The sequence below is a fragment of the Suttonella sp. genome (assembly GCF_056855035.1).
Genome location: NZ_JBXGGR010000109.1, coordinates 1 through 21,046 on the forward strand (window position 1 = coordinate 1; position 21,046 = coordinate 21,046).

22 protein-coding genes, 1 tRNA gene and 2 pseudogenes are annotated in these 21,046 nt (G+C 48.1%); 8 read left to right on the top strand and 17 right to left on the bottom strand.

The window, feature by feature from the left end; translation table 11 throughout:
* The 16 genes and pseudogenes from ACJHVI_RS09390 to nhaA form a co-directional block, all read right to left on the bottom strand.
* A pseudogene (locus tag ACJHVI_RS09390) lies at nt 1-109 on the bottom strand (IS982 family transposase); the annotation flags it as partial.
* Nucleotides 110-187: 78 nt separating this feature from the next.
* Nucleotides 188-757, bottom strand: coding sequence for a cytochrome-c peroxidase (locus tag ACJHVI_RS09395; protein WP_483184485.1), 570 nt, complete (start codon nt 755-757; stop codon nt 188-190).
* 3 nt (nt 758-760) lie between these two features.
* A complete protein-coding gene (locus ACJHVI_RS09400; RefSeq protein ID WP_483184466.1) occupies nt 761-973 on the bottom strand; it encodes a hypothetical protein in 213 nt (70 codons plus the stop codon).
* A gap of 629 nt (nt 974-1,602) precedes the next feature.
* Entirely contained in the window at nt 1,603-1,824 is a 222-nt protein-coding gene (nqrM, locus tag ACJHVI_RS09405; protein ID WP_115218226.1) for a (Na+)-NQR maturation NqrM, read from the bottom strand.
* The gene (locus ACJHVI_RS09410) at nt 1,821-2,903 is read right to left on the bottom strand and encodes an FAD:protein FMN transferase (RefSeq protein ID WP_483184467.1); all 1,083 of its coding nucleotides are present in this window, start codon (nt 2,901-2,903) and stop codon (nt 1,821-1,823) included. Before ACJHVI_RS09410 ends, nqrM begins: the two co-directional genes overlap by 4 nt.
* Nucleotides 2,869-4,095, bottom strand: coding sequence for an NADH:ubiquinone reductase (Na(+)-transporting) subunit F (gene nqrF, locus ACJHVI_RS09415; RefSeq protein ID WP_483184468.1), 1,227 nt, complete (start codon nt 4,093-4,095; stop codon nt 2,869-2,871). The genes ACJHVI_RS09410 and nqrF overlap by 35 nt, the downstream gene beginning before the upstream one ends.
* A gap of 11 nt (nt 4,096-4,106) precedes the next feature.
* On the bottom strand, nt 4,107-4,718 hold the full coding sequence (gene nqrE / locus ACJHVI_RS09420) for an NADH:ubiquinone reductase (Na(+)-transporting) subunit E (RefSeq protein WP_483184469.1): 612 nt from the start codon (nt 4,716-4,718) through the stop codon (nt 4,107-4,109).
* 12 nt (nt 4,719-4,730) lie between these two features.
* Nucleotides 4,731-5,420, bottom strand: a complete 690-nt coding sequence (locus tag ACJHVI_RS09425) for an NADH:ubiquinone reductase (Na(+)-transporting) subunit D (RefSeq protein WP_483184470.1) — start codon at nt 5,418-5,420, stop codon at nt 4,731-4,733.
* A 12-nt stretch (nt 5,421-5,432) separates the two neighbouring features.
* Complete coding sequence (locus tag ACJHVI_RS09430; protein WP_483184471.1) at nt 5,433-6,257, bottom strand: Na(+)-translocating NADH-quinone reductase subunit C; 825 nt, start codon at nt 6,255-6,257, stop codon at nt 5,433-5,435.
* The gene (locus ACJHVI_RS09435) at nt 6,247-7,392 is read right to left on the bottom strand and encodes an NADH:ubiquinone reductase (Na(+)-transporting) subunit B (protein WP_483184472.1); all 1,146 of its coding nucleotides are present in this window, start codon (nt 7,390-7,392) and stop codon (nt 6,247-6,249) included. The genes ACJHVI_RS09430 and ACJHVI_RS09435 overlap by 11 nt, the downstream gene beginning before the upstream one ends.
* A gap of 2 nt (nt 7,393-7,394) precedes the next feature.
* Nucleotides 7,395-8,741: a Na(+)-translocating NADH-quinone reductase subunit A gene (locus tag ACJHVI_RS09440; protein ID WP_483184473.1), complete on the bottom strand. Its 1,347-nt coding sequence runs from the start codon at nt 8,739-8,741 to the stop codon at nt 7,395-7,397.
* Nucleotides 8,742-8,797: 56 nt separating this feature from the next.
* Nucleotides 8,798-8,883: transfer RNA gene (locus tag ACJHVI_RS09445), tRNA-Leu, on the bottom strand.
* A gap of 25 nt (nt 8,884-8,908) precedes the next feature.
* The gene (secG, locus tag ACJHVI_RS09450; RefSeq protein WP_483184474.1) at nt 8,909-9,280 is read right to left on the bottom strand and encodes a preprotein translocase subunit SecG; all 372 of its coding nucleotides are present in this window, start codon (nt 9,278-9,280) and stop codon (nt 8,909-8,911) included.
* Nucleotides 9,277-10,002, bottom strand: a complete 726-nt coding sequence (gene tpiA, locus ACJHVI_RS09455; RefSeq protein ID WP_483184475.1) for a triose-phosphate isomerase — start codon at nt 10,000-10,002, stop codon at nt 9,277-9,279. Before tpiA ends, secG begins: the two co-directional genes overlap by 4 nt.
* Complete coding sequence (gene glmM, locus ACJHVI_RS09460) at nt 9,995-11,350, bottom strand: phosphoglucosamine mutase (RefSeq protein ID WP_483184476.1); 1,356 nt, start codon at nt 11,348-11,350, stop codon at nt 9,995-9,997. Before glmM ends, tpiA begins: the two co-directional genes overlap by 8 nt.
* Complete coding sequence (gene nhaA, locus ACJHVI_RS09465) at nt 11,347-12,627, bottom strand: Na+/H+ antiporter NhaA (RefSeq protein ID WP_483184477.1); 1,281 nt, start codon at nt 12,625-12,627, stop codon at nt 11,347-11,349. The genes glmM and nhaA overlap by 4 nt, the downstream gene beginning before the upstream one ends.
* Nucleotides 12,628-12,859: 232 nt before the next feature.
* On the opposite strand from nhaA, the gene dapD reads away from it, so the two are divergent.
* The gene (gene dapD / locus ACJHVI_RS09470) at nt 12,860-13,675 is read left to right on the top strand and encodes a 2,3,4,5-tetrahydropyridine-2,6-dicarboxylate N-succinyltransferase (protein ID WP_483184478.1); all 816 of its coding nucleotides are present in this window, start codon (nt 12,860-12,862) and stop codon (nt 13,673-13,675) included.
* Nucleotides 13,676-13,762: 87 nt separating this feature from the next.
* On the opposite strand, the gene ACJHVI_RS09475 is transcribed toward dapD, so the two are convergent.
* Entirely contained in the window at nt 13,763-15,115 is a 1,353-nt protein-coding gene (locus ACJHVI_RS09475; protein ID WP_483184479.1) for a peptidoglycan DD-metalloendopeptidase family protein, read from the bottom strand.
* 55 nt (nt 15,116-15,170) lie between these two features.
* Here ACJHVI_RS09475 and tyrS point away from each other — a divergent pair, with 55 nt between their 5' ends.
* The 7 genes and pseudogenes from tyrS to ACJHVI_RS09510 all read left to right on the top strand — a co-directional run.
* Nucleotides 15,171-16,370 carry a tyrosine--tRNA ligase gene (gene tyrS / locus ACJHVI_RS09480; protein ID WP_483184480.1) on the top strand — a complete coding sequence of 400 codons (1,200 nt, stop codon included), beginning with the start codon at nt 15,171-15,173 and terminating at the stop codon, nt 16,368-16,370.
* Nucleotides 16,367-17,686, top strand: coding sequence for a S1 family peptidase (locus ACJHVI_RS09485; protein WP_483184481.1), 1,320 nt, complete (start codon nt 16,367-16,369; stop codon nt 17,684-17,686). Before tyrS ends, ACJHVI_RS09485 begins: the two co-directional genes overlap by 4 nt.
* The gene (locus ACJHVI_RS09490; protein ID WP_483184482.1) at nt 17,674-18,567 is read left to right on the top strand and encodes an FHA domain-containing protein; all 894 of its coding nucleotides are present in this window, start codon (nt 17,674-17,676) and stop codon (nt 18,565-18,567) included. The genes ACJHVI_RS09485 and ACJHVI_RS09490 overlap by 13 nt, the downstream gene beginning before the upstream one ends.
* 94 nt (nt 18,568-18,661) lie before the next feature.
* Entirely contained in the window at nt 18,662-19,135 is a 474-nt protein-coding gene (locus ACJHVI_RS09495; RefSeq protein WP_483184483.1) for a Dps family protein, read from the top strand.
* A gap of 75 nt (nt 19,136-19,210) precedes the next feature.
* Nucleotides 19,211-19,912, top strand: coding sequence for a bifunctional protein-disulfide isomerase/oxidoreductase DsbC (gene dsbC, locus ACJHVI_RS09500; protein WP_483184486.1), 702 nt, complete (start codon nt 19,211-19,213; stop codon nt 19,910-19,912).
* Nucleotides 19,912-20,550, top strand: a complete 639-nt coding sequence (locus tag ACJHVI_RS09505; RefSeq protein ID WP_483184484.1) for a trimeric intracellular cation channel family protein — start codon at nt 19,912-19,914, stop codon at nt 20,548-20,550. Before dsbC ends, ACJHVI_RS09505 begins: the two co-directional genes overlap by 1 nt.
* A gap of 304 nt (nt 20,551-20,854) precedes the next feature.
* Nucleotides 20,855-21,046, top strand: a pseudogene (locus ACJHVI_RS09510) (IS1595 family transposase); the annotation flags it as partial.

The following is a 21,046-nucleotide window of genomic DNA, read 5'->3' on the forward strand; positions in this document are numbered from 1 at the left end:
CTTTTCGGTTTCTGCTGTTGGGTTTGCTGATGAGTGTGCGGTTAAAGTCTGCTTCAAATGTTTTACAAAAATCATCTACTTGGCAGAAAAGTGTTGTAAGATGTTCCATGTTAAAGGGCTTTTGTGATGGTTTGTTTCGTCAAAACAGCAGATTATCACAATTGCTCTTTATTTTTTAGTGGGGTGCTTATCCCGAACTCAGGTTCCAATAAGGACCTTCGACTAAACCGAATTTTTGAAAATGTTCGCCACCTAAATTCACACCGGCATGACAGGAAATACAGCCGCGATTGATAAAAGCATTCAAACCACGCAATTCTGGCGCATTTAATGCTGCCTGATCGCCGCTTAAAAAGGCATCAAAACGAGAAGGCGTTAATAAAGTGCGTTCAAAAGCACCGATAGCAGAAGTAATACGCGTGAAGCTCACCTCATCATCGCCGAATACCTGTTTAAATTCTTCTACATAGCCCGGAATTTCAGCGATACGCTGCACGGCTGTCGCCTCATCCGGCAATGCCATTTCCACAGGATTAAGCAAAGGACCGCCTGCCTGCTCTTCTACATCATGGGCTCGACCATCCCAAAATTGGCTGGCATTTAATGCTGCATTTAATACTGTCGGCGAATTGCGACCGCCTAGTTCTGCTCCTACACCCAAGCTTAAAGCCGCATTATCGACACCGTAAGTAGATAAATTATGGCAGGTATTACAAGAAATATTGCGCGATTGGGATAGGCGCGGTTCAAAATACAGCTTCTACCCAAGCGCGACCAAAGCTTTTGTGGTTTGCGGATTGACTTCTTTTAACTGCGCTTGACTTGGCAAAGCTTGGAAAATGCTGCTTGCGGTCTGTTGCAAAGTAGCAACATCGATTTTTTCCGCCGCCTCATCCGCCGCCCAAAGCATCTGTGCATACGCGCACATCAATGCCGCAGATAATACTTTTGGTATCATGACGATTTTCATCATTGCCTCTCTTTTGTACTTTATCATTTAAGCGCCAATAGGAATGTTTTTCATTTAAAACATTATCTTAGCCAAATTATTAAAGCATAAAAATTCAACAGAAAAAGATGAATATTTCAATTGAAATTGTCAATATTTTCTTAACACCTGAAATAATCTTTGTATTTCTTAAGAGATTTTCACCTTGTCTTCATCTGAGCGCAGAAATGAAAAGCATACATATAGTCGGAGAAGTGGAAATTAGTACAAGGCGGCGAGCTGCAGGCAGTACAGAGCGTACGGCAAGGCAAGGCAAACCAAATCCGTAATACTTTTTCAATTCTTTGACTATAGTCGGAGAAATGAAAAAGTAGTACAAGGCGGCGAGCCGCAGACAGTATCAAAAGCGTACGGCAAGGCGAGCCAAACGCTGTAGTACTTTTCGTACTGCCTGCGCCTCCCTGCTTTGGCATGACTTTTTCGCTTATCCGACTATATCGATGGCTTACGGCAATATTTTCAACATCAGGACAAGAGTTGCACCTTGCTTTAATATCGTCAACTCATCGCAAAGACGAAAAGCTAAAGTGTTAGATTTCTTATTGTTTAAACCGACAGATAAAAATCGTTTATTGTTTTGATATGAATATAGATTAAGGACGATAAATCTGCGTATCAGACGATTGCCTAGCGCTCTTTTGCTCCGTCACTTCCTCGTTTTTACATACGTCTTTACAGCCGCAGGCGCGCTCCACGCCGACTGCGCCTAAACCGCCGCAGCTGCCCGCAATCGGCTTGCGTCCGCACATCACACCTACTGCCATGCCCAACATTACCAATGCAAATACAATAAAAATAAGTAGTGCCTCAATCATGGATTGTCTCCTTTTAATACAGATTCATAACGCGGACTCGTGCGCAATGTGAATTCGCCCGCCTGCTCGCCCGCAAAAATAAATAATACCGCCAAATCGTATCGGGCGGCAAAATCTTCCGCTTGCCTGTCGCCTAATGCCATTAACGCCGTTGCATAAGCATCGGCGCTCATGCAATCTTCATGCAACACGGTTACCGAAAGCAGCGAAGATTGCGCGCCCTTGCCGGTTTTAGGGTTAATCGTATGCACCGCTTGCACACCTTCGTAATTAAGAAAATTACGATAATTGCCAGAAGTCGCCATCGATAATTGCCGGTCTTGCACGCGAATCACGCTTTCCAATTCACGCGCACCGCTATGCTTGGGCATTTCCACGCCGATACGCCACGCCTGCCCAAAACGGTTGCCCTGCATACGCACTTCGCCGCCGATATCAATGATGAAATGTTGCAATCCCTGCCGCTGCAAATAATCGGCCACTCTGTCCACGCCGTAGCCTTTGGCGATTGAAGACAAATCAATCTGCGTTTGCGGATGGTCTTTTGCCAGCCCAGCCGCGCTTAATTGCAGATGCTGATAGCCTGTATAAGACAGCACTTCCGCCACCGCCGCCTCGCTCGGTGCCCTTTGCACTTTATCAGGGCCGAATCCCCATAAATTGACCAAGGGCCCGACCGTTACATCGTACATACCTTCGCTTTGCGCGCTAATTTGCAGGGCTTTCGCGACGACATGCCGCAATTCGGGGCTAATATTTTGCGGCTCGCTACTGCTTTGCCGATTCCAGCGCATCAGTTCCGAATCGGGAATATAGGTGGACATCGACTGATTGACTGCCGCCAATTCCGCCTCAATCCCTGTTTGCAAGGCAGAAGCTTCAATCGGCAAATGCTTCTCGGCAATGCTGACTTGCCAATAAGTACCCATTGTTTGTCCGCGCAAAACCTGCAAATTAAGCGATGCTTCTTCCGCACAAGCCGATAAAAAGCATAATGCCACTGCAAAAAGGAGTGGCATTTTCCATTGTGAAAGACGCATTCGCTTAACCACCGAAGTCATCAAGCATGATGTTGTCATCTTCAACGCCCAAATTATGCAGCATATCGATCACGGATTTGTTCATAATCGGCGGACCGCACATATAATATTCGCAATCTTCAGGTGCCGGATGATCTTTCAAATACTGCTCATACACCACATTATGAATAAAGCCGGTATAACCTGTCCAATTATCCTCCGGCAAAGCATCCGAAAGCGCAATATGCCAAGTGAAATTCGGAAATTCTGCTGCCAAGGCATCAAAATCTTCTTTGTAGAAAATTTCTTTCTTGGAACGTGCGCCATACCAAAAAGTGATTTTACGTTTAGTGCCAATACGTTTAAGCTGATCAAAAATATGCGAACGCATCGGCGCCATACCTGCACCGCCGCCGATAAAGACCATTTCCGCCTCGGTTTCTTTGGCAAAAAACTCGCCGAAAGGTCCTGAAATAATCACTTTATCACCGGGTTTTAATGACCAAATATAAGACGACATCTTACCCGGAGGAATGCCTTCGGGCCCGCGCGGCGGCGGAGAAGCAATCCGTACGTTAAGCATAATGATGCCTTCTTCTAAAGGATAATTCGCCATAGAGTAAGCACGGATAATCGGCTCATTCACTGTTGAGACATAGCGCCACAAATCAAATTTATCCCAATCTTCATGGAATTCAGCCGCAATATTATCTTTGTAGTCCGCATATTTGACTTCATGTGCCGGAGCTTCAATCTGGATATAGCCGCCGGCACGGAAAGGCACCGATTCGCCGTCCGGAATCTGTAATTTCAGCTCTTTAATAAAGGTTGCCTTGTTATCATTAGAAATAACCGTGCATTCCCATTTTTTAACGCCGAATACCGATTCCTCGACTTCCACATGCATATCGCGCTTGACCGCCACTTGGCAAGACAAACGCTCGCCTTCTCGCGCTTCGCGCTTGGTAATATGGTTAAGTTCGGTCGGTAAAATCTCGCCGCCGCCTTCGCTGACCTTAACGCGGCACTGACCGCAGCTGCCGCCGCCGCCACAAGCCGAAGACACGTAAATGCCGCCTTCCGCCAAAGCGCCGAGCAATTTGCCGCCGGCAGGCACGTCGATTTCTTTTTCGCCGTTAACGATGATTTTAATATTGCCTTCCAGCACCAGCCATTTTTTCGCCACTAAAATAACCGCAGCTAAGAGCAGTACCAAGCCGGTAAAAATGAGTATTCCGTAAATAATTTCCATTGTTTCCTCGCTTACAACTGCACGCCGGAGAAAGACATAAAGCCTAATGCCATCAAACCTGTGGCGATAAAAGTAATTCCTAAGCCTTGCAAGCCTTTAGGCACATCGGCATAGCGCAATTTCTCACGCACGCCCGCTAAAAGCACGATAGCCAAAGCCCAGCCGAAACCGCCGCCGATACCATAGACGACCGATTCGCCGAAATTATAATTACGCTCAACCATGAACAATGAACCCGCCATAATCGCGCAATTCACCGTAATCAGCGGCAGGAAAATCCCTAAAGCGGCATAAAGCGCCGGCACGTATTTGTCTAAGAACATTTCCAAGACTTGCACCATCGCCGCAATCACGCCGATATAGGCAATCAAGCCGAGGAAACTCAAATTCACGTTCATGCCCAAGCTCTGCCACAATACCGCATTTTCTTTCAGTAAATAGGTATAGAGAAGATTATTCAGCGGCACAGTCAGGGTTTGCACCACGATGACTGCAATCCCCAATCCCATTGCCGTACTGATTTTTTTGGAAATGGCTAAGAAAGTACACATGCCCAAGAAAAAGGACAGTGCCATATTTTCAATAAAAATTGATTTAACAAAGAGGCTAATATAATGTTCCATTGCCTTAACTCCTTAATGATGCGCAGGATGCCCGCCGACCAGCGGTTTAGCCGCTTTTGCTTCTACGTATTCGCGCGGCTCGACCTGATTGCTTTTCCATGTACGCAAAGCCCAAATCAGCAAGCCGATAACAAAGAAGGCACTGGGAGGCAATACCATGAGACCGTTAGGCAAGTACCAGCCGCCGCTTTCGACGGTAGGCAATACGGGAATGCCGAACCATGTGCCGCTGCCGAAAATCTCGCGCACCGTTCCCACAGATAAAAGCATCGCGCTATAGCCCAAACCGTTGCCGATACCGTCCACCAAACTGGGTAAAGGCGGATTAGACATGGCATAGGCTTCCAAACGCCCCATCACAATACAGTTGGTAATAATCAAACCGACAAAAACAGAAAGCTGCTTAGACAATTCAAAAGCAAAAGCTTTCAACAGCTGATCAACCAAAATTACCAAAGAAGCAACCACCGTCATTTGCACAATAATTCGGATGCTGTTAGGGATACGGTTACGAATCAAGCTAATGAATAAATTTGAAAAGGCAGTTACCGCCGTTAAACTCAAACTCATCAAAAAAGCCGTTTTCATGCTGCCTGTTACCGCCAAAGCAGAACAGATACCCAATACTTGCAAACCGATTGGGTTATTCGCAAAAATCGGCGCCAGTAAAATTTCTTTATAAGAATACGTTTTTTCACTCATGTGCACACCCCATTATTGACCTTGTGCTGCGGCTTGGCTGGCATCGCGCAATGCCTGCGCGTCGATTTCACCACCGACAATCCGCTCCACAAAAGGCTGATAGCCCTGCTCGCCCAACCAGAAATTCATCATATTTTCAACGCCTTTACTGGTCAACGTAGCGCCGGCAATCGCTTCGACCTGATTTTCCTCATAGCTGACTCTCGGTTTCACAATTTCCAATTGCGGAGTACCGTTGGCATCATAAGGAATCCGACCCTCAAATTTGCTTTGCCAAGCTGGCTCGGTAATTCTTGAACCCAAGCCCGCTGTTTCAGCCTGCTGATAGAAAGTAATGCTGGCGATTTCAGGCTGCTCGCTTTTAAAGGTCAAGGCGGTAAAACCATACATCGTCGACCATAAACCGTAACCTTGTATCGGTAAAATCAAACGGTCGATGTCATCGCCTTTGAGCAACACATAAGCCGAGCCGTGTTTGGCGATGCGCTTGATATTGGCAGGATCTTCGCTTAATGCGCGCCCGTCTTGATTATTTTGCGCTGCCGCATACATTTTATATTCCAGAGGATTCTTGCTCTTATCCAATTCTCCTGTGGCAAGCTCAACCACTACCGGCACAACTTCCTTGAATTTTTCATCAATTTGCGCTGCAGATAATTTCTCATCCGCGCCTGCCAAACCGGCAGCACGCAGGATATTAATCTTCATTTCATTATTCGCATTCTGCGTTTGCAAACCGCGCAAAGCGACCGCCGAAACAGAGACCACTAATGAGCAGGCCAAACACACCATACCCGCGAACTTAAAAATATCGAGAGATTTATTTTCAGTTGACATGAGTTCTCACCTTACGACGCTTGATATTGGCGTTCATCACAAAGTAATCGATAGTAGGAGCAAAAATGTTGGCAAAAATAATCGCTAACATAATTCCCTCTGGGAAAGCCGGGTTGACCACACGAATCAAAACCGTCATCATGCCAATCAGGAAACCGAAAACATAACGTCCGGTATTCGTTACGGATGCTGTAACTGGGTCAGTCGCCATAAACACGGCACCAAAGGCAAATCCGCCTAAGACGATATGCCACCAAAACGGCATGGCAAACATCGGGTTGGTTTCGCTACCAATGATATTAAACAGCAATGAAGTGGCAACGCAGCCTAATAAGGTGCCTAGCATAATGCGCCAAGAAGCGATACCGGTAATCAGCAAAAATGCCGCACCTAATAAAATGGCAAAGGTAGAAACCTCCCCTACCGAACCGGGCATATTGCCGATAAAAGCGTCCCACCAGCTCAGATTAAGCGAAGACATACCGTCTGCAGCTGCTTGCGACAAAGGTGTCGCGCCGGTATAGCCGTCCACATATTGCTCGGCACCAGCCCATACCTTATCGCCGGACATCTGCGCAGGATAGGCGAAATATAAAAACGCACGTCCTGCCAAAGCCGGATTGATAAAGTTGCGTCCTGTACCACCGAAGACTTCTTTACCGATAACGACGCCAAAGCTGATACCGAGTGCTACTTGCCATAAAGGAATGCTAGGCGGCAGAATCAAAGAAAACAGAATCGAGGTAACGAAAAAGCCTTCGGATACTTCATGCTTGCGCACAATGGCAAATAAGACTTCCCAAAAGCCGCCGACCGCGAAAGTCACAATATAGACAGGCAAATGCAGCATTGCGCCGGCAATCAAATTGCCGAAAAAGCCGCGTTCAATCCCGCCGGCTAAAGCGGCTTGGGAGCCGGCAAAATACCAACCGAAAAACATGGCAGGAAAAGCCGCCAGCCACACCAGAATCATAACCCTTTTTAAATCAATCGGGTCACGCACATGCGAAGGACGCGCAGTCACATAATTCGGGCTATAAAAAATCGTTGCAGCCGCTTCATAAACCGGATAAAGGGCTTCTAATTTGCCGCCTTTTTCAAAAATCGGCGCCATCTTGTCAAATAATTGCTTCATACTTAGCCTTCCTCTTCAATTTGCTCAAGATTTTCACGCAAAATTGCCCCAAAATCATGTTTGCCCGGGTCAACATAGGTCAGCAAAGCTACGTCTTCTTCCGCTAATTCCAAAGCACCTAATTGTACCGCCGTATCCGTATCTTTAATGACCAAAGCCTTTAAAAGCAAGGTCGGCAAAATATCCAAAGGCATAACCTCGTCATAAATACCAAAAGGCACGATTGGACGGGGTGAACCTTGCATAGAGGTGGTAAACGGCAAAGGTTTTTTCAGAAAACGTCCTAAATAGGCACGAGTACGCGAATAAGAATTTGCACCGGGACGCATAAATTCTAAGAAAACAGAATCGCGACCTTCCGGCAGAACGATCACTTGCTTATCATAAAAACCTAAGAATGCCGTTTCTGCGTCGGTTTGACGACCGGCAAAAATAGAACCGGAAATAATACGCTGCTCGCCTTCGGCAAGATTATCCTTTAATACATGAGTTAAGCTAACACCGATGCGTGTTTTAACGAATTGCGGATTTTTCACGCCGGGTCCGGCAATGCTGATAATGCGCTCATTATCCAAGCGCCCTGTGCGGAATAAATGACCAATCGCCAGCAAGTCCTGCAAATTTAGATGCCATGCAGTTTTATTTACGCTTACCGGATCAATAAAGTGGATATGCGTTCCCACCAATCCCGCAGGATGAATACCGTCTATTGCATGATATTGCACATGGCGCGCTAAGGTTTGCGGCAATTTTGTTTTAGGCTCATGAACCACATGCACGGGGCCTGCTGTTAATTTACTCAACACCGTTAAGCCTGCTTGATAATCGGCTTCCCGATCGGCAAATGCCAACATAGGATTTACGGCTAAGGGATTGCTATCCATCGTATTAACGAAAATCGCCTGCGGTGTCGCATCAATTTTCGGCGTTTTATCGAAAGGACGTTGACGGAATAAAGCCCAAGTGCCGCTTTTTTGCAATTGCTCGCGTACTTGTTCGGCAGAGATTTCCGCCAAAGCATCTTCATCAAACTGGGTGAAACGAATAGGTTCCAGACTTTCATCGGGACGAATCGTTACCGCCAGCAAACGACGGCGTTCGCCGCGTACGATATCTGCGATTTCCCCTGAAACAGGAGAGCAGATAAATACGCCCGGATTTTTTTTATCTTCAAAGAGTGGTTGTCCCTCGCGAACCTTATCCCCTACGGCAATCATCATTGTCGGTCGCAGACCGAGGTAATCATCACCAATCACGGCATAAAGTGCTTGAGTCGGAAGCTGATGGATACTATCGTTGGCGACAGCACCAGAGATGGGCAATTCTATGCCTTTTTTAATGACTATCATGCATCTTTACCTTGCTTTCATGATTTGTGGCTAATTATTAGCCGTATAATCAATAATGGTGCCGACGGCGAGACTCGAACTCGCACGAGCTAGGCTCACTACCCCCTCAAGATAGCGTGTCTACCAATTCCACCACGTCGGCGTATTTTCTTCTAGAAGCAGTCTTATTACTGATTGCTTTCCAAAGGAATACCGGCATCAGAAGCAGGGGCGCTATTATCACTATCGCCAAGGGGTACGTCAATACCTGCTGCTGAATTTTGCGTTTCAAACTGATTATTTTGCAAAATATTACCGCTATTCGCTTGTTTATTTTGCACATAACCCATCATCAAAGCGCTGATGAAGAATATCACCGCCAAGATGCGCGTTAATTTGTATAAAAACGAACCTGCGCCGCGCGCGCCAAACACCGTGCCTGAAGCGCCCGCACCAAAAGAGGCGCCCATTCCAGCGCCTTTTGATTGTTGCAACAGGATTAGAACGCTTAGCCCTATCGCTGTTGCGAGAAAAATAATTTGTGCAATGATTAAAATCATGCCATAGCCTCAATAATCTTACCAAAAGCATCTGCTTGTAAGGATGCTCCGCCTACTAAGAATCCGTCGATATCGGCTTTAACAATCAACTCTGACGCATTGTCGGGTTTCACGCTGCCGCCATAAAGAATTCTTACCTTTTCTGCTATGTTACCACATTTCTCGGAAAGGATTTTCCGAATTTGCTCATGCACGCTTTGCGCATATTCTGCAGTGGCGGCTTTTCCCGTACCGATCGCCCATACCGGCTCATATGCCAATACCGTATGCTCGTCAATCAATCCGGCTTCTAAAATCGGTAACAATTGGCGTTCGATTGCCGCTTGGGTTTGTCCGCCGTCATATTCGGCTTCCGATTCTCCCAAGCAATATACGGGATGAATGCCCTGCGCTTTTAATTGTTTCCATTTTTCTTGCAAGATGCTTTCATCTTCGCCGTGCATGGTGCGGCGTTCCGAATGTCCGATGATGCAATAGGCGCAACCGGCTTCTTTCAGCATGGCGGCAGAAATCTCGCCTGTGTAAGCACCTTTTTCATAAGCAGATACGTCTTCGCCCGCCAAATCGGCAAATCCTGCCGCTTTCGCCGCCGGCAATAAAATAGCCGGCAATCCCCAAATGGTCTGCACATTGGCATGAGCCAATTGTGCGGCGGCAAATGTGTTGATTAATGCCAAATCGCCGTTCATTTTCCAGTTTGCGGCTGCTATGGGTTTACGCATGACTATTCTCCTGTTTAATTACCCGAATTAATTCGTTGACGACCTTTTCCAATAGGCGCTCGTCATCGCCCTCCGCCATGACGCGGATTTTCGGCTCCGTGCCTGATGGACGGATTAACAAACGCGCTTCCTTGCCTAATTCTTGCTCGGCTTGTGCAATCGCGTTTTTCACGTTTTCGCTTTGCATGACGCGGTCTCTTTGTTCCACCGTCACATTTTTTAATATTTGCGTGGTCATCTGCAAATCGGCGGTCAGCTCTTCCAAGCTGGTTTGCATTTCCAGTATTGCCGCCAAGACTTGCAAAGCGGCTATGATACCATCTCCCGTCGAGTTTCTATCCAAGCAGATAATATGCCCGGAATTCTCGCCGCCGATGCGTGCGTCCAATTCTTGCAATTTTTCCAAAACATAGCGGTCGCCGACATTGGTGCGGTGCAACTGAATGCCCATATTGGCAAATGCGCGTTCCAGCCCTAAATTGGTCATTAAGGTGCCGACCACATTATGCAGCTTCTCACCTCTGAAAGCGCGGTATTTGGCAATGATATATAAAATTACATCGCCATCGATAAGTCGTCCCTGTCTATCAACCATTAAGACGCGGTCGCCGTCGCCGTCGAAAGCGATACCGAAATCGGCTTGTTCATCGCGCACGGCACGCTGCAAAGATTCCGGATGCGTAGAACCGCAGCCGGCATTGATATTGCAGCCGTTCGGCTCGGCATGAATGACTTTTACTTTCGCACCCAATTCGCTAAATACCGCCGGCGCGATGGCATAGGTCGCGCCATTGGCGCAATCCAATACGATTTTCAAGCGCTCAAAGGGCAAATTCAGGGCAATCGAGTTTTTACAGAATTCAATATAACGTCCGCGCGCTTCATCAATGCGATAAACCTTGCCCATCTCCGCCGGCGCTACCAGTTTCATCGGGCGTTCCAAATAACGCTCAATCTGCGCTTCGGCACTATCGGGCAATTTGTAACCGCCGCGGGCAAAGACTTTCACACCGTTATCGCTAAAGACATTGTGCGAGGCGCTAATAACCACCCCTGCCGCCGCATGGAAGGTACGGGTAAAATAGGCAATCCCCGGCGTAGGCATCACGCCCAGCATATGCACATCCATACCGGCGGCGGACAAACCTGCGATAACCGCATTTTCCAGCATATAACCGGAAATCCGCGTATCTTTGCCGACTAAAACTTTATCGCCGGCAAAACCCGCGTCATTGAGCATTTTGCCCACCGCCCAAGCCAGATGCATGACCCATTGCGGCGTCATCGGCTCCGTGCCGACATGACCGCGCACGCCGTCGGTGCCGAAATATTTTCTCGCATCACTCATGAATAGTCTTCCTTAGTGGTAAAAAAACGCAGCCAGCAATAGCCCAAAACGCCCGCGCAGACAGAGGCGAATAAAATGGCGATTTTCGCTTCCGACAAATGCAGAGGATCATTTTTAAAGGCTAGTTCCGAAATAAAGATTGACATCGTAAAGCCGATACCCGCCAAGAGTCCGACGCCAATGATATGACCGAAATTCACACCTTTAGGCAAGACCGCCAAATTTAATTTCACACACAGCCATACTGCAGCGAAAATGCCGATTAATTTACCCACGCTCAAACCTAAAACAACACCCTGCACCACCGAACTCTGCGGTAATAAATGCAATGTACCGAAATCCAAATGCACGCCGGCATTAAATAGTACAAACAATGGAATTACTAAGAAATATACAGGCTTATGCAAAGTATGCTCTAAACGTTGCAAAGGGGTTTGCGCCCGATTAATGCCGCTTTCCAAAGTATAAAGCACGGCATTTAAGCGGTCAGACACCATAAAAGATTTTTCGTTCTCGCGATAAATATCGAATCTGTCTAACAACTTACGCGCTTCGCGACTGAATTCGGCAGGGCGATACAAAGAATGTACCGGCGTTGCCAAAGCCCCCAAAACGCCGGCAATCGTAGCATGTACACCGGAAAACAACATACATAACCACATCGCAGCCGCTACTACTAAATACGCCCAAATCGCCCGAACACCCGCGCGATTAAACACCATCAAGACAGCAAAGCAAATAAAGGCGGAAATCAAAGCCGTATAATTAATGGCTTCCGTATAAAACAAGGCAATGACCGCCACCGCACCCAAATCATCCACAATCGCCAAAGCCATCAAAATCGTCATTAATCCTGCCGGAACACGATCGCCCAAGAGCAGCAAAATCGCAATCGCAAAAGCAATATCGGTGGCCATCGGAATCCCCCAACCGCCGGCATTCGGACCGCTAGGATTAAAAGCAAAATAGACCAATGCAGGAACAATCATCCCGCCCATGGCTGCCATAATCGGCAAAATCGCCTGACGGAAAGAGGACAACTCCCCTACCAACATTTCACGCTTGATTTCCAAACCGACGAGATAAAAGAAAATACACATCAGCGCATCATTTATCCAATGATGCAGAGTCATATCAATGCGCATATCGCCGATAGCAATCACTAAATGCTGATGCAAAAGCTTGTCATAAAGTCCGTAGAAAGGCGAATTCGCCAGTAGCATCGCAATCACTGTCAATACGATTAGCAACATGCCGCTGCCAATCGAACTGTTCACAATTTTTTCAAACGGTGTCAAAATCCTACCAAACAAAAGCTCCCAAGAATTGGCATGCTCCGCAATATATCTTTTACGTCCAAAAGGCTTCATTCGTATCCCTGTACTAAAAACCTGTCTACTATACCGCAAAACCGCCCGTTTTCTAAGCATAAATCTAAAAAACAGATAGTAAAGCCTTTCGCTCGGCGCATCAGTTATAATGCCCGACCTTTAGCTACAGGAAACCGACATGGATTTACAAAACATCATCGAAAACGCCTTTGAACAACGCGCCGACATCAATCCCTCGAATGCCGGCAAAGAACTGCGCGAAGCCATCGAAGAAACCTTGCAGCAACTTGAAAGCGGCACATTGCGCGTTGCTCAGCCGGGCGCAGCAGGTTGGCAAGTCAACGAATGGATAAAAAAAGCCGTTCTGCTGTCTTTCCGCATTCAAGACAACCACATCATGCCGCACGGCTATACGCACTATTTTGACAAAGTCCCCAGCCGCTATGCCGATTACAGCCAAGAACGCTTTGCCGCCGAAGGCGTGCGTGTCGTACCGCCGGCAGTCGCCCGCCGTGGCACATTCTTGGGCAAAGGCGTCGTTTTGATGCCCTCATACGTCAATATCGGCGCTTATGTTGATGAAGGCACGATGGTCGATACATGGGCGACCGTAGGCTCTTGCGCGCAAATCGGCAAAAACGTGCATTTAAGCGGCGGCGTGGGCATCGGCGGCGTACTCGAGCCCTTACAAGCCAGTCCTACCATTATTGAAGATAATTGCTTTATCGGCGCGCGCAGCGAAATCGTGGAAGGCGTCATCGTCGAAAAAGGCTCGGTTATCTCCATGGGCGTTTATATCGGACAATCCACGAAAATTTACAACCGCATGACCGGAGAAATTACTTACGGACGCGTTCCCGCAGGTTCTGTGGTTGTTTCCGGCAATCTGCCTGCCGCCGACGGCAGCCACAGCCTGTATTGCGCCGTCATCATCAAACAAGTTGATGAAAAAACACGCAGCAAAACAGGCATTAACGAACTATTACGCAGTTAAGCTTTGTAATATCATTATTTTCAAAACACCTCAACACAAGCAAATCGCCTGAAAGCGCACTTGCTTGTGCTGCTATTATCGACGACTCTACTTAAGGGCTTTCAATTCATCAATAGCTTGCAAATACAGATTGGCGTATTGTTGGAAAACCGGTAAATCGCTGCGCCGTAGCGGTTTGTAGCTCGGAAGTTTAACTGTCATGGGGTCGTAAGGCGTGCCGCTAATCCGCACTTCAAAATGCAGATGTGCGCCTGTCGATAAACCGCTGTTGCCCAATTTGCCGATAATTTGTCCGCGTTTGACCTGCTGCCCGACTTCCACTTCGATGGAAGACAGATGTGCATAGCGGGTTTCATATTGATTAGGATGCTGCACAATCACAATGCGCCCATAACCACCCTGCCAACCGGCAAAGCTGACGATGCCGACGCCGGTGCTGGCAATCGGCGTGCCGTGCGGACCTTTTAAATCCACGCCCAAATGCGGTCGCACACGGCGGGTAATCGGATGCAGACGGTTGGGATTAAATTCGGAAGTAACATGGCTGTAGCGGAAGGGCGCGCGATCCATACTGGGCTCGGGTGCATTACCCTCCATATCGTAGAAATACAATTTGCCGCCTTCTTCATTGGTAAAATACGCCCATTGCGCGGTACGCACCGCCAGTAATTTGCTGTTGGCGGGATCGACTTTGCCGTTGCGCACATAGTCGCTGTATAAGATTTCCACCGATTTATGCGGCTGCGCCAAGCGTTTGACCAAGCCTTCCAATTGTTCTAATAAGACGGGATTGATGTTTTTGCGCATCACAATACTTTGCCAAGCATTATTGCTTCTGCCGATGATGAGCAGACGTTTTTCAAACACGCCGCGGCTGACGCTGACATCGGGACTTTCCACCGTCGGTTTTTCAGGCGCGACTTCAGCCGATACGGTATTTGTTTGGTTTGCGGTCGCCTGTTCCGATAATGCCTCCTCTGCCGCCTGTTCTTCTACGAGAACCTCATCTTCTTGGGCAATCGTTTTCTCTTCTCTTTCCGCTTCTCGCAAGGAATCGCTCAAAGCCTTATCTGTCGGAGAAGTCATATCCGTTTCAGCGGTTTCCGGCACTGGAGCGCCGTCCTGATTATCCGCCACCGCTTGTTGCTGCGCGATTTCTCTCTGCGCAATATCGGCATGCCAAGCGGCTTCTTGCGCCTTTTGCAGAGCCTGATATTCTTCTGTGCTTAGTGATTGAGCTTGGCTTGCGGTATCATGTGCGTTTTCTGAGTGGTCGAACCAGTCCTCTTCCTGCCATGCGGCCGTATCCGCGACGCTTGTTTCCGTTTGATGAAAAGGGGCATAGACGATATATAGGATGCCTGCTATCGCTAGCAGAAATACCCAAGGGAGCATACGGCGGGTAATGCGGTCGGAATTATGTTTGGGTAGTTTAGGCACTAGAGGCTCTTTTAGACTAAAGATTCCATTTTATCCATTTTTCTTAGGAATGCACATGAACAAAACTTTGGACGAACAATTAGCGATTATCCGCCGCGGTGCGGAAGATTTTATCGGCGAAGCGGAATTGCTGGAAAGACTCAAAGCAGGCAAAACCTTACGCATTAAGCTCGGCATGGATCCCACCGCGCCCGATTTGCATTTCGGGCATACGGTCGTGCTGAACAAATTACGCCAATTCCAAGATTTGGGACATCAAGTGATTTTCTTGGTCGGCGATTTCACCGCGCAAATCGGCGATCCTTCCGGCAAAAACGTAACCCGTCCACCGCTGTCGAAAGAGCAGGTGCTGACCAATGCCCAAACCTATCAAGACCAAGTATTTAAAATTCTCGACCCCGACAAAACCGAAGTCCGCTTCAATTCGGAATGGATGGATAAAATGACGGCGGCGGATATGGTGCGCCTGACGTCTAAATATACGGTCGCGCGGATTCTCGAGCGCGACGATTTCCAAAAACGCTACAGCGAAAACCGCCCGATTGCCGTGCATGAATTTTTGTATTCTCTGACCCAAGCCTATGATTCCGTAGCGCTGAATTGCGACGTGGAATTAGGCGGCACCGACCAAAAATTCAATCTCTTAGTCGGGCGCGATATTCAGCGCGAATACGGACTGCTGCCGCAAACCGTGATTACCATGCCTATTTTAGAAGGCTTGGACGGCGTGCAGAAAATGAGCAAATCCCTCGGCAATTACATCGGCATCTTCGAGCCTGCCAATGAAATGTTCGGCAAAATCATGTCGATTTCCGACGAACTGATGTGGCGCTGGTTCTTGCTGCTTTCTTTCCGCCCCTTAGCCGAAATCGAGCAACTCAAAACAGAAGCCGCACAGGGACGCAATCCGCGCGACATTAAATTCGAACTGGCGCACGAACTGGTCAGCCGTTTCCACGACCATGCCGCGGCGGACGCCTCTCAAGAAGCCTTCATCAACCGCTTTGCCAAAGGCGAAGTGCCGGAAGATTTGGAAACCCTGTCGCTCAAGGTCGACGAAGGCATCGGCATTGCGCATATGCTCAAAGAAGCCGGTTTGGTGGACAGCACCTCCGAAGCCTTCCGCATGATTAAGCAAGGTGCGGTAAAAATCGACGGCGAAAAAGTCGATAATAAAGACCTGCAACTCTCGGCAGGATTTAGCGGCATTGTGCAAGTCGGCAAACGCCGCATGATACGGATTGAATTAGCATGAAATCAGCCTTTTTATTCCTTGCCTGCTTCAGCGCAGCAAGCATGGCGCAAATCGCGACAGAAGACGGCATGCCGCTTGATGCGATGCCTCAGGAAATCGGCGCGGCAACACCCTTAAGCAGCGATGCCAGCCAATTATTCTCGCGTTATCAAGACAGCATCGTGCAAATCCGCGTGATAAACGAAGCCACCGGGCAAAAAACCTCCATCGGCTCAGGCTTTTTAATCGGCGACGGCAGTTTGATTGCCACCAACTACCACGTCATCTCCGATGTCTTGCAAAAAGAAAAACACCGCCCCGAATATTTGGACAGCAAAGACCAATCCGGCAAGCTCGAGCTAATCAATGTGGACATCATCCACGACCTCGCCATTTTGCGCGCCGAAAAAGCCTTAGGCGCAGCCTTTACTCTTGCCGGCGTACCGAATCAAGGCGAAGCCTTATATGCGCTCGGCAATCCGCATGATTTGGGCTTTGTGATTATCGACGGCATCAACAACGGTCTTTTGCGCAAATCCGCGCGCGCGCAAATTCTCTTTTCAGGCGCGCTCAACAGCGGCATGAGCGGCGGTCCGACGCTGAACAATAAAGGCGAAGTGGTGGGAATCAACGTCTCCTATCTCAACAGCGGCAGCGACATCAGCTTCATCATTCCGGCGCAATATCTGCAAAGTCTGATAGACAGCGCCGACAACGCCCCCAAAAACATCAACGACACCATTACCGAGCAACTTTTTGCCGACAATCACAGCTACTATGCCGATGCCCTCAAGCGGCAATGGCAGCAAGGCACAGTAGGCGATTACCTTGTACCGTTGGCGATGTCGGACGACGTGCGCTGCTGGGACAGCTCGCCGGAGCCGGATATAGAAGACCTGATCGGCGCACAAGCCGTTACCTGCTTCAACGACCGCTCCACCTATATCAATAATGACGTGACCATCGGCGAATTCGGCTATTCCTACACGCAAATTTATGCACGCGAGCCGATACTGAGCAGCCGTTTCTACCGCAATTACAGCCAAGCCTACCGCATGCATTTCTCGCCGCGCCCGATGCGCGACTACGGCAATTTCGACTGCGAAGCCGACTTTGTCAGCATCGCCGGCAGCACCTTTAAAACCACATTCTGCCGCCAACCCAGCAAACATTTCGCCAAAGATGGCGAAAGCATCGACGATATGCGCATGATTGCGGCAAAAATCGGCGACCCGCAATCGGGCTTTTTAATCGAAATCGTACTGCACGGCGTACAAACCCGCCTAGGCAAAGCCATTATGGCGCATATGTTGGAGCAAATCACATGGCAGAACTAAAAATCGAAACCCGCTATGAAGTCTATGAAGCCGAGCAATTTCCCGTCCGCATCGGGCGGGCGGTGGATAATGACATCGTTATCCGCGCACTGGGCGTTGCCGACTATCATCTCATCATTGAAGAAAGCCCCGAAGGTCTGCAAATCCGCAATCTGCATGAGGCGCAAATCAATAGCAAAAATCTGCGCAGCCGCGCCGTCATCGACAAAAACACCGCCATTACCATGGGCAGCAGCCTCATTAAGCTCTGGATCGACCCCAAAGCCCCGATGCCGAATGCGGCAAAATCCGCTAAATGGCTGTGGATTACGCAGCCGGTTGCCGCTATCTGTTGGTTTATGCTCGCTCTTGCTCTGCCGATGTGGACGGATTATCTGGAAACTCCAATTAACTATTTCGCCAATTGGCGCCTACTTTTCTTTTCCGCCGCAACGATTTTAGCCATCGTATGGGTCATACACAGCATGATCCTGCCGCTGGTGCGCCGCTATCTGCTCATACCGCTTTTAGGCTTGGTGTCCTCGCTTTCGCTATTTACCAGCATTAACGACCAAATCGTCTATTGGCTCATCTTTCAATTGAATATCAACTGGTTAGATTTTCCTGCCTTTTTACTCTCCTGCGGCGTCTTTATCTGGATATTCCGTGCCTTCTTCCGCGATTTTGTTCCCTTAAGCGGCAGATTGCTCACACGCTACACCTTGGCGATTTGCCTGCCCTGCTTATTATTGTTGTTTTACAACTATTTAAAACCGCATAATTTTTTCACCTATCGCAGCGGCAGCTTCCCCAGTTATCACAAAGGACTCTTGCAACACAAACTGCCTTTGAAGGAAGAAAAATCCATAAGCGAATTCTTTTCAATTGAAAAATCAAATTGATTTTTGTTTGATGATTAAATTAAATTATGCTCATTGTCTTGTTTCGATAATGAGCTATACTAAACGCACTCTTAAATAAAGCGAGGAAAATATCATGGAAATCAATATCGGATTAAACGATTCGCAACGCAAAGCCATTGCCGACGGCTTATCAAAAGTACTGGCGGACAGCTACAGCCTCTACATCAAAACCCACAATTATCACTGGAACGTCACAGGTCCTCAATTCAATGCCCTGCATACCATGTTCGAAAGCCAATACACCGAATTGGCACCTGCAATTGACGAAATCGCCGAACGTATCCGCGCCCTAGGACATCTGGCACCGGGTTCTTACAAAGAATTCAGCGGATTGACCAGTATTAAAGACGGCGATAACCGCCTCAGCGCGACTGAAATGGTCAAAGAACTGGTGGAAGGACAAGAAACCGTTGCCCGCACCTGCCGTTCGCTCATTTCGACTGTTGACGAAGCAGGCGACGAGCCGACTGCCGATTTATTGACCGTACGTATGCAAACCCATGAAAAAAACGCATGGATGCTGCGCGCGATGTTGGCAAATAGCTAAGCCAAATATTAGAAAAAGCCTCTTCTATTTAGAAGAGGCTTTTAGTTTTTCTCAAATTTAAGGAATTATATGCACATTAAACCCCTTCTACTTTCCATGCTTACCGCCGCCGCTTTACCGGCATTGGCTGATAATGAAAAAATCATTACCGCTCTCAGTCCTTTCGGCGTCAGCAATATGCAAATCAGCGACTCGCCGATTGCCGGCTTGAAAACCGTCCTCAGCGATCAGGGCATTTTCTACGCCAGTGAAGACGGACAATATTTTCTGCAAGGCTCACTCGTACAAATCACGCCCGAAGGTCCTGTCGATTTAAGCAATGTCGTGCTCATCGACAAACTCAATGCCATGGCGGACAAGATGATTATCTACCCCGCCAAAGAAGAGAAATATGTGGTCAGCGTATTTACCGACATTACCTGTCCCTATTGCATGCGCCTGCATGAACACATGGCGGAATACAATGAACGTGGCATTACTGTGCGCTATTTAGCTTTCCCGCGTGCGGGTGCAGAATCTAAAGTAGCCGATCAAATGGAAGCCATTTGGCTGGCAGAAGACAAGCAGGCGGCGCTAAATGAGGCCAAAAGCAAAGGCGGCAAAAGCCTGTTAAAACCTGTCAAAAGCAAAATTGCGGCGGAACAATTTAATATCGGCGTGCAATTCGGTGTTGCCGGCACACCCGCCATCGTGCTATCCAACGGCACATTGGTAGAAGGCTACCGCCAACCAGATGAACTACTCAGCATCTTAGAAAGCACCATCAAGGCAAAATAATGGCTTGGCAGACTGCCCCGCTGATCTACGGCATGGACTTATTCGGCTGTGCGGCGGCGGCAGTTGCCGCCAGTACGCTCGCCAAACGGGTTGGATTAGATTTTATCGGCGCGCTCATGATTGCCTCCATCGGTGCCATCGGCGGCGGAACACTGCGCGATTTGCTCATTAACCGCCATCCGCTGTTTTGGCTGCACGATCTCAATTATCTCTATGTGATTGTCGGCACCGCCATTTTGGTGCAAATCTTTTATCACCATATCGAATCCGTTTTTGAACGCCCTCTGCGTTTTTTTGATGCCATCGGCTTAGGCGCATTTGCCGTCATCGGCTTTCAAGTGGCGATGAGCAAAAGTCTCGCCTATCCCTTTGTGATTCTCATGGGCGTGCTGACCGCTGTCGCCGGCGGCATCATGCGCGACATCATCTGCAACAAACTGCCCTTGGTCTTATGCCGCGAAATCTACATCTCCTGCGTGATTATCGGCGGCTTAGTCTATCTTGGGCTGACAGAATGGCATTTCAGCCCTTGGCTGCGCGATATTCTGACTATGTTCTGCGTGATTATCCTGCGCCTTTTCGCCATTCGAGGCGACTGGCAGCTGCCTTCCTTATCAATTACGCCAAAACGCAAATAAGCGATCTATTATCTACCGCGATTGGAAATAGATTTTACGTTTAATAGGAAAACACCGATCTATTAAACGGTGCAATTGAGCTGCTCTTTTGCGCTTTCTTTCGATTAGTGGCAGCGCTGAAAATTCGAAATCACCGCTGTATGCACAGAGTTGTTTAAAATCCATTCCTTGCATTAAACCGCGCAAAATAAAGAGTTGCGTGGCTTGGTTCCAAGCCGTTTTATTGCCGCAATAATGTCCAATCCAATGTTCTGCTTTTTGTAAAGGCTCTAAACTAGCAGAATCACTCTGTTAGACTAGAAAAATGAGATACAACAGTAAATTAAGCACATATCAGCTCAAAAAAATTATTCGCCACTTTTGTGCCGATATTGAAGCCTCAAAAACCGCTTTGCTGACTGGTTTTAATCGCAATACCATCAATCATTGGTACAACATCTTTCGTCAGGAAATCTATCGCCATCAGAGTGAACTTAAGGAACAACTCTATGGAAGC

Excerpts from the sequence above, each read along its gene's own strand:
- ACJHVI_RS09400 (WP_483184466.1), bottom strand. The coding sequence starts at position 973 with ATGATGAAAATCGTCATGATACCAAAAGTATTATCTGCGGCATTGATG.
- nqrM (WP_115218226.1), bottom strand. The coding sequence starts at position 1,824 with ATGATTGAGGCACTACTTATTTTTATTGTATTTGCATTGGTAATGTTG.
- ACJHVI_RS09410 (WP_483184467.1), bottom strand. The coding sequence starts at position 2,903 with ATGACAACATCATGCTTGATGACTTCGGTGGTTAAGCGAATGCGTCTT.
- nqrF (WP_483184468.1), bottom strand. The coding sequence starts at position 4,095 with ATGGAAATTATTTACGGAATACTCATTTTTACCGGCTTGGTACTGCTC.
- nqrE (WP_483184469.1), bottom strand. The coding sequence starts at position 4,718 with ATGGAACATTATATTAGCCTCTTTGTTAAATCAATTTTTATTGAAAAT.
- ACJHVI_RS09425 (WP_483184470.1), bottom strand. The coding sequence starts at position 5,420 with ATGAGTGAAAAAACGTATTCTTATAAAGAAATTTTACTGGCGCCGATT.
- ACJHVI_RS09430 (WP_483184471.1), bottom strand. The coding sequence starts at position 6,257 with ATGTCAACTGAAAATAAATCTCTCGATATTTTTAAGTTCGCGGGTATG.
- ACJHVI_RS09435 (WP_483184472.1), bottom strand. The coding sequence starts at position 7,392 with ATGAAGCAATTATTTGACAAGATGGCGCCGATTTTTGAAAAAGGCGGC.
- ACJHVI_RS09440 (WP_483184473.1), bottom strand. The coding sequence starts at position 8,741 with ATGATAGTCATTAAAAAAGGCATAGAATTGCCCATCTCTGGTGCTGTC.
- secG (WP_483184474.1), bottom strand. The coding sequence starts at position 9,280 with ATGATTTTAATCATTGCACAAATTATTTTTCTCGCAACAGCGATAGGG.
- tpiA (WP_483184475.1), bottom strand. The coding sequence starts at position 10,002 with ATGCGTAAACCCATAGCAGCCGCAAACTGGAAAATGAACGGCGATTTG.
- glmM (WP_483184476.1), bottom strand. The coding sequence starts at position 11,350 with ATGAGTGATGCGAGAAAATATTTCGGCACCGACGGCGTGCGCGGTCAT.
- dapD (WP_483184478.1), top strand. The coding sequence starts at position 12,860 with ATGGATTTACAAAACATCATCGAAAACGCCTTTGAACAACGCGCCGAC.
- tyrS (WP_483184480.1), top strand. The coding sequence starts at position 15,171 with ATGAACAAAACTTTGGACGAACAATTAGCGATTATCCGCCGCGGTGCG.
- ACJHVI_RS09485 (WP_483184481.1), top strand. The coding sequence starts at position 16,367 with ATGAAATCAGCCTTTTTATTCCTTGCCTGCTTCAGCGCAGCAAGCATG.
- ACJHVI_RS09490 (WP_483184482.1), top strand. The coding sequence starts at position 17,674 with ATGGCAGAACTAAAAATCGAAACCCGCTATGAAGTCTATGAAGCCGAG.
- ACJHVI_RS09495 (WP_483184483.1), top strand. The coding sequence starts at position 18,662 with ATGGAAATCAATATCGGATTAAACGATTCGCAACGCAAAGCCATTGCC.
- ACJHVI_RS09505 (WP_483184484.1), top strand. The coding sequence starts at position 19,912 with ATGGCTTGGCAGACTGCCCCGCTGATCTACGGCATGGACTTATTCGGC.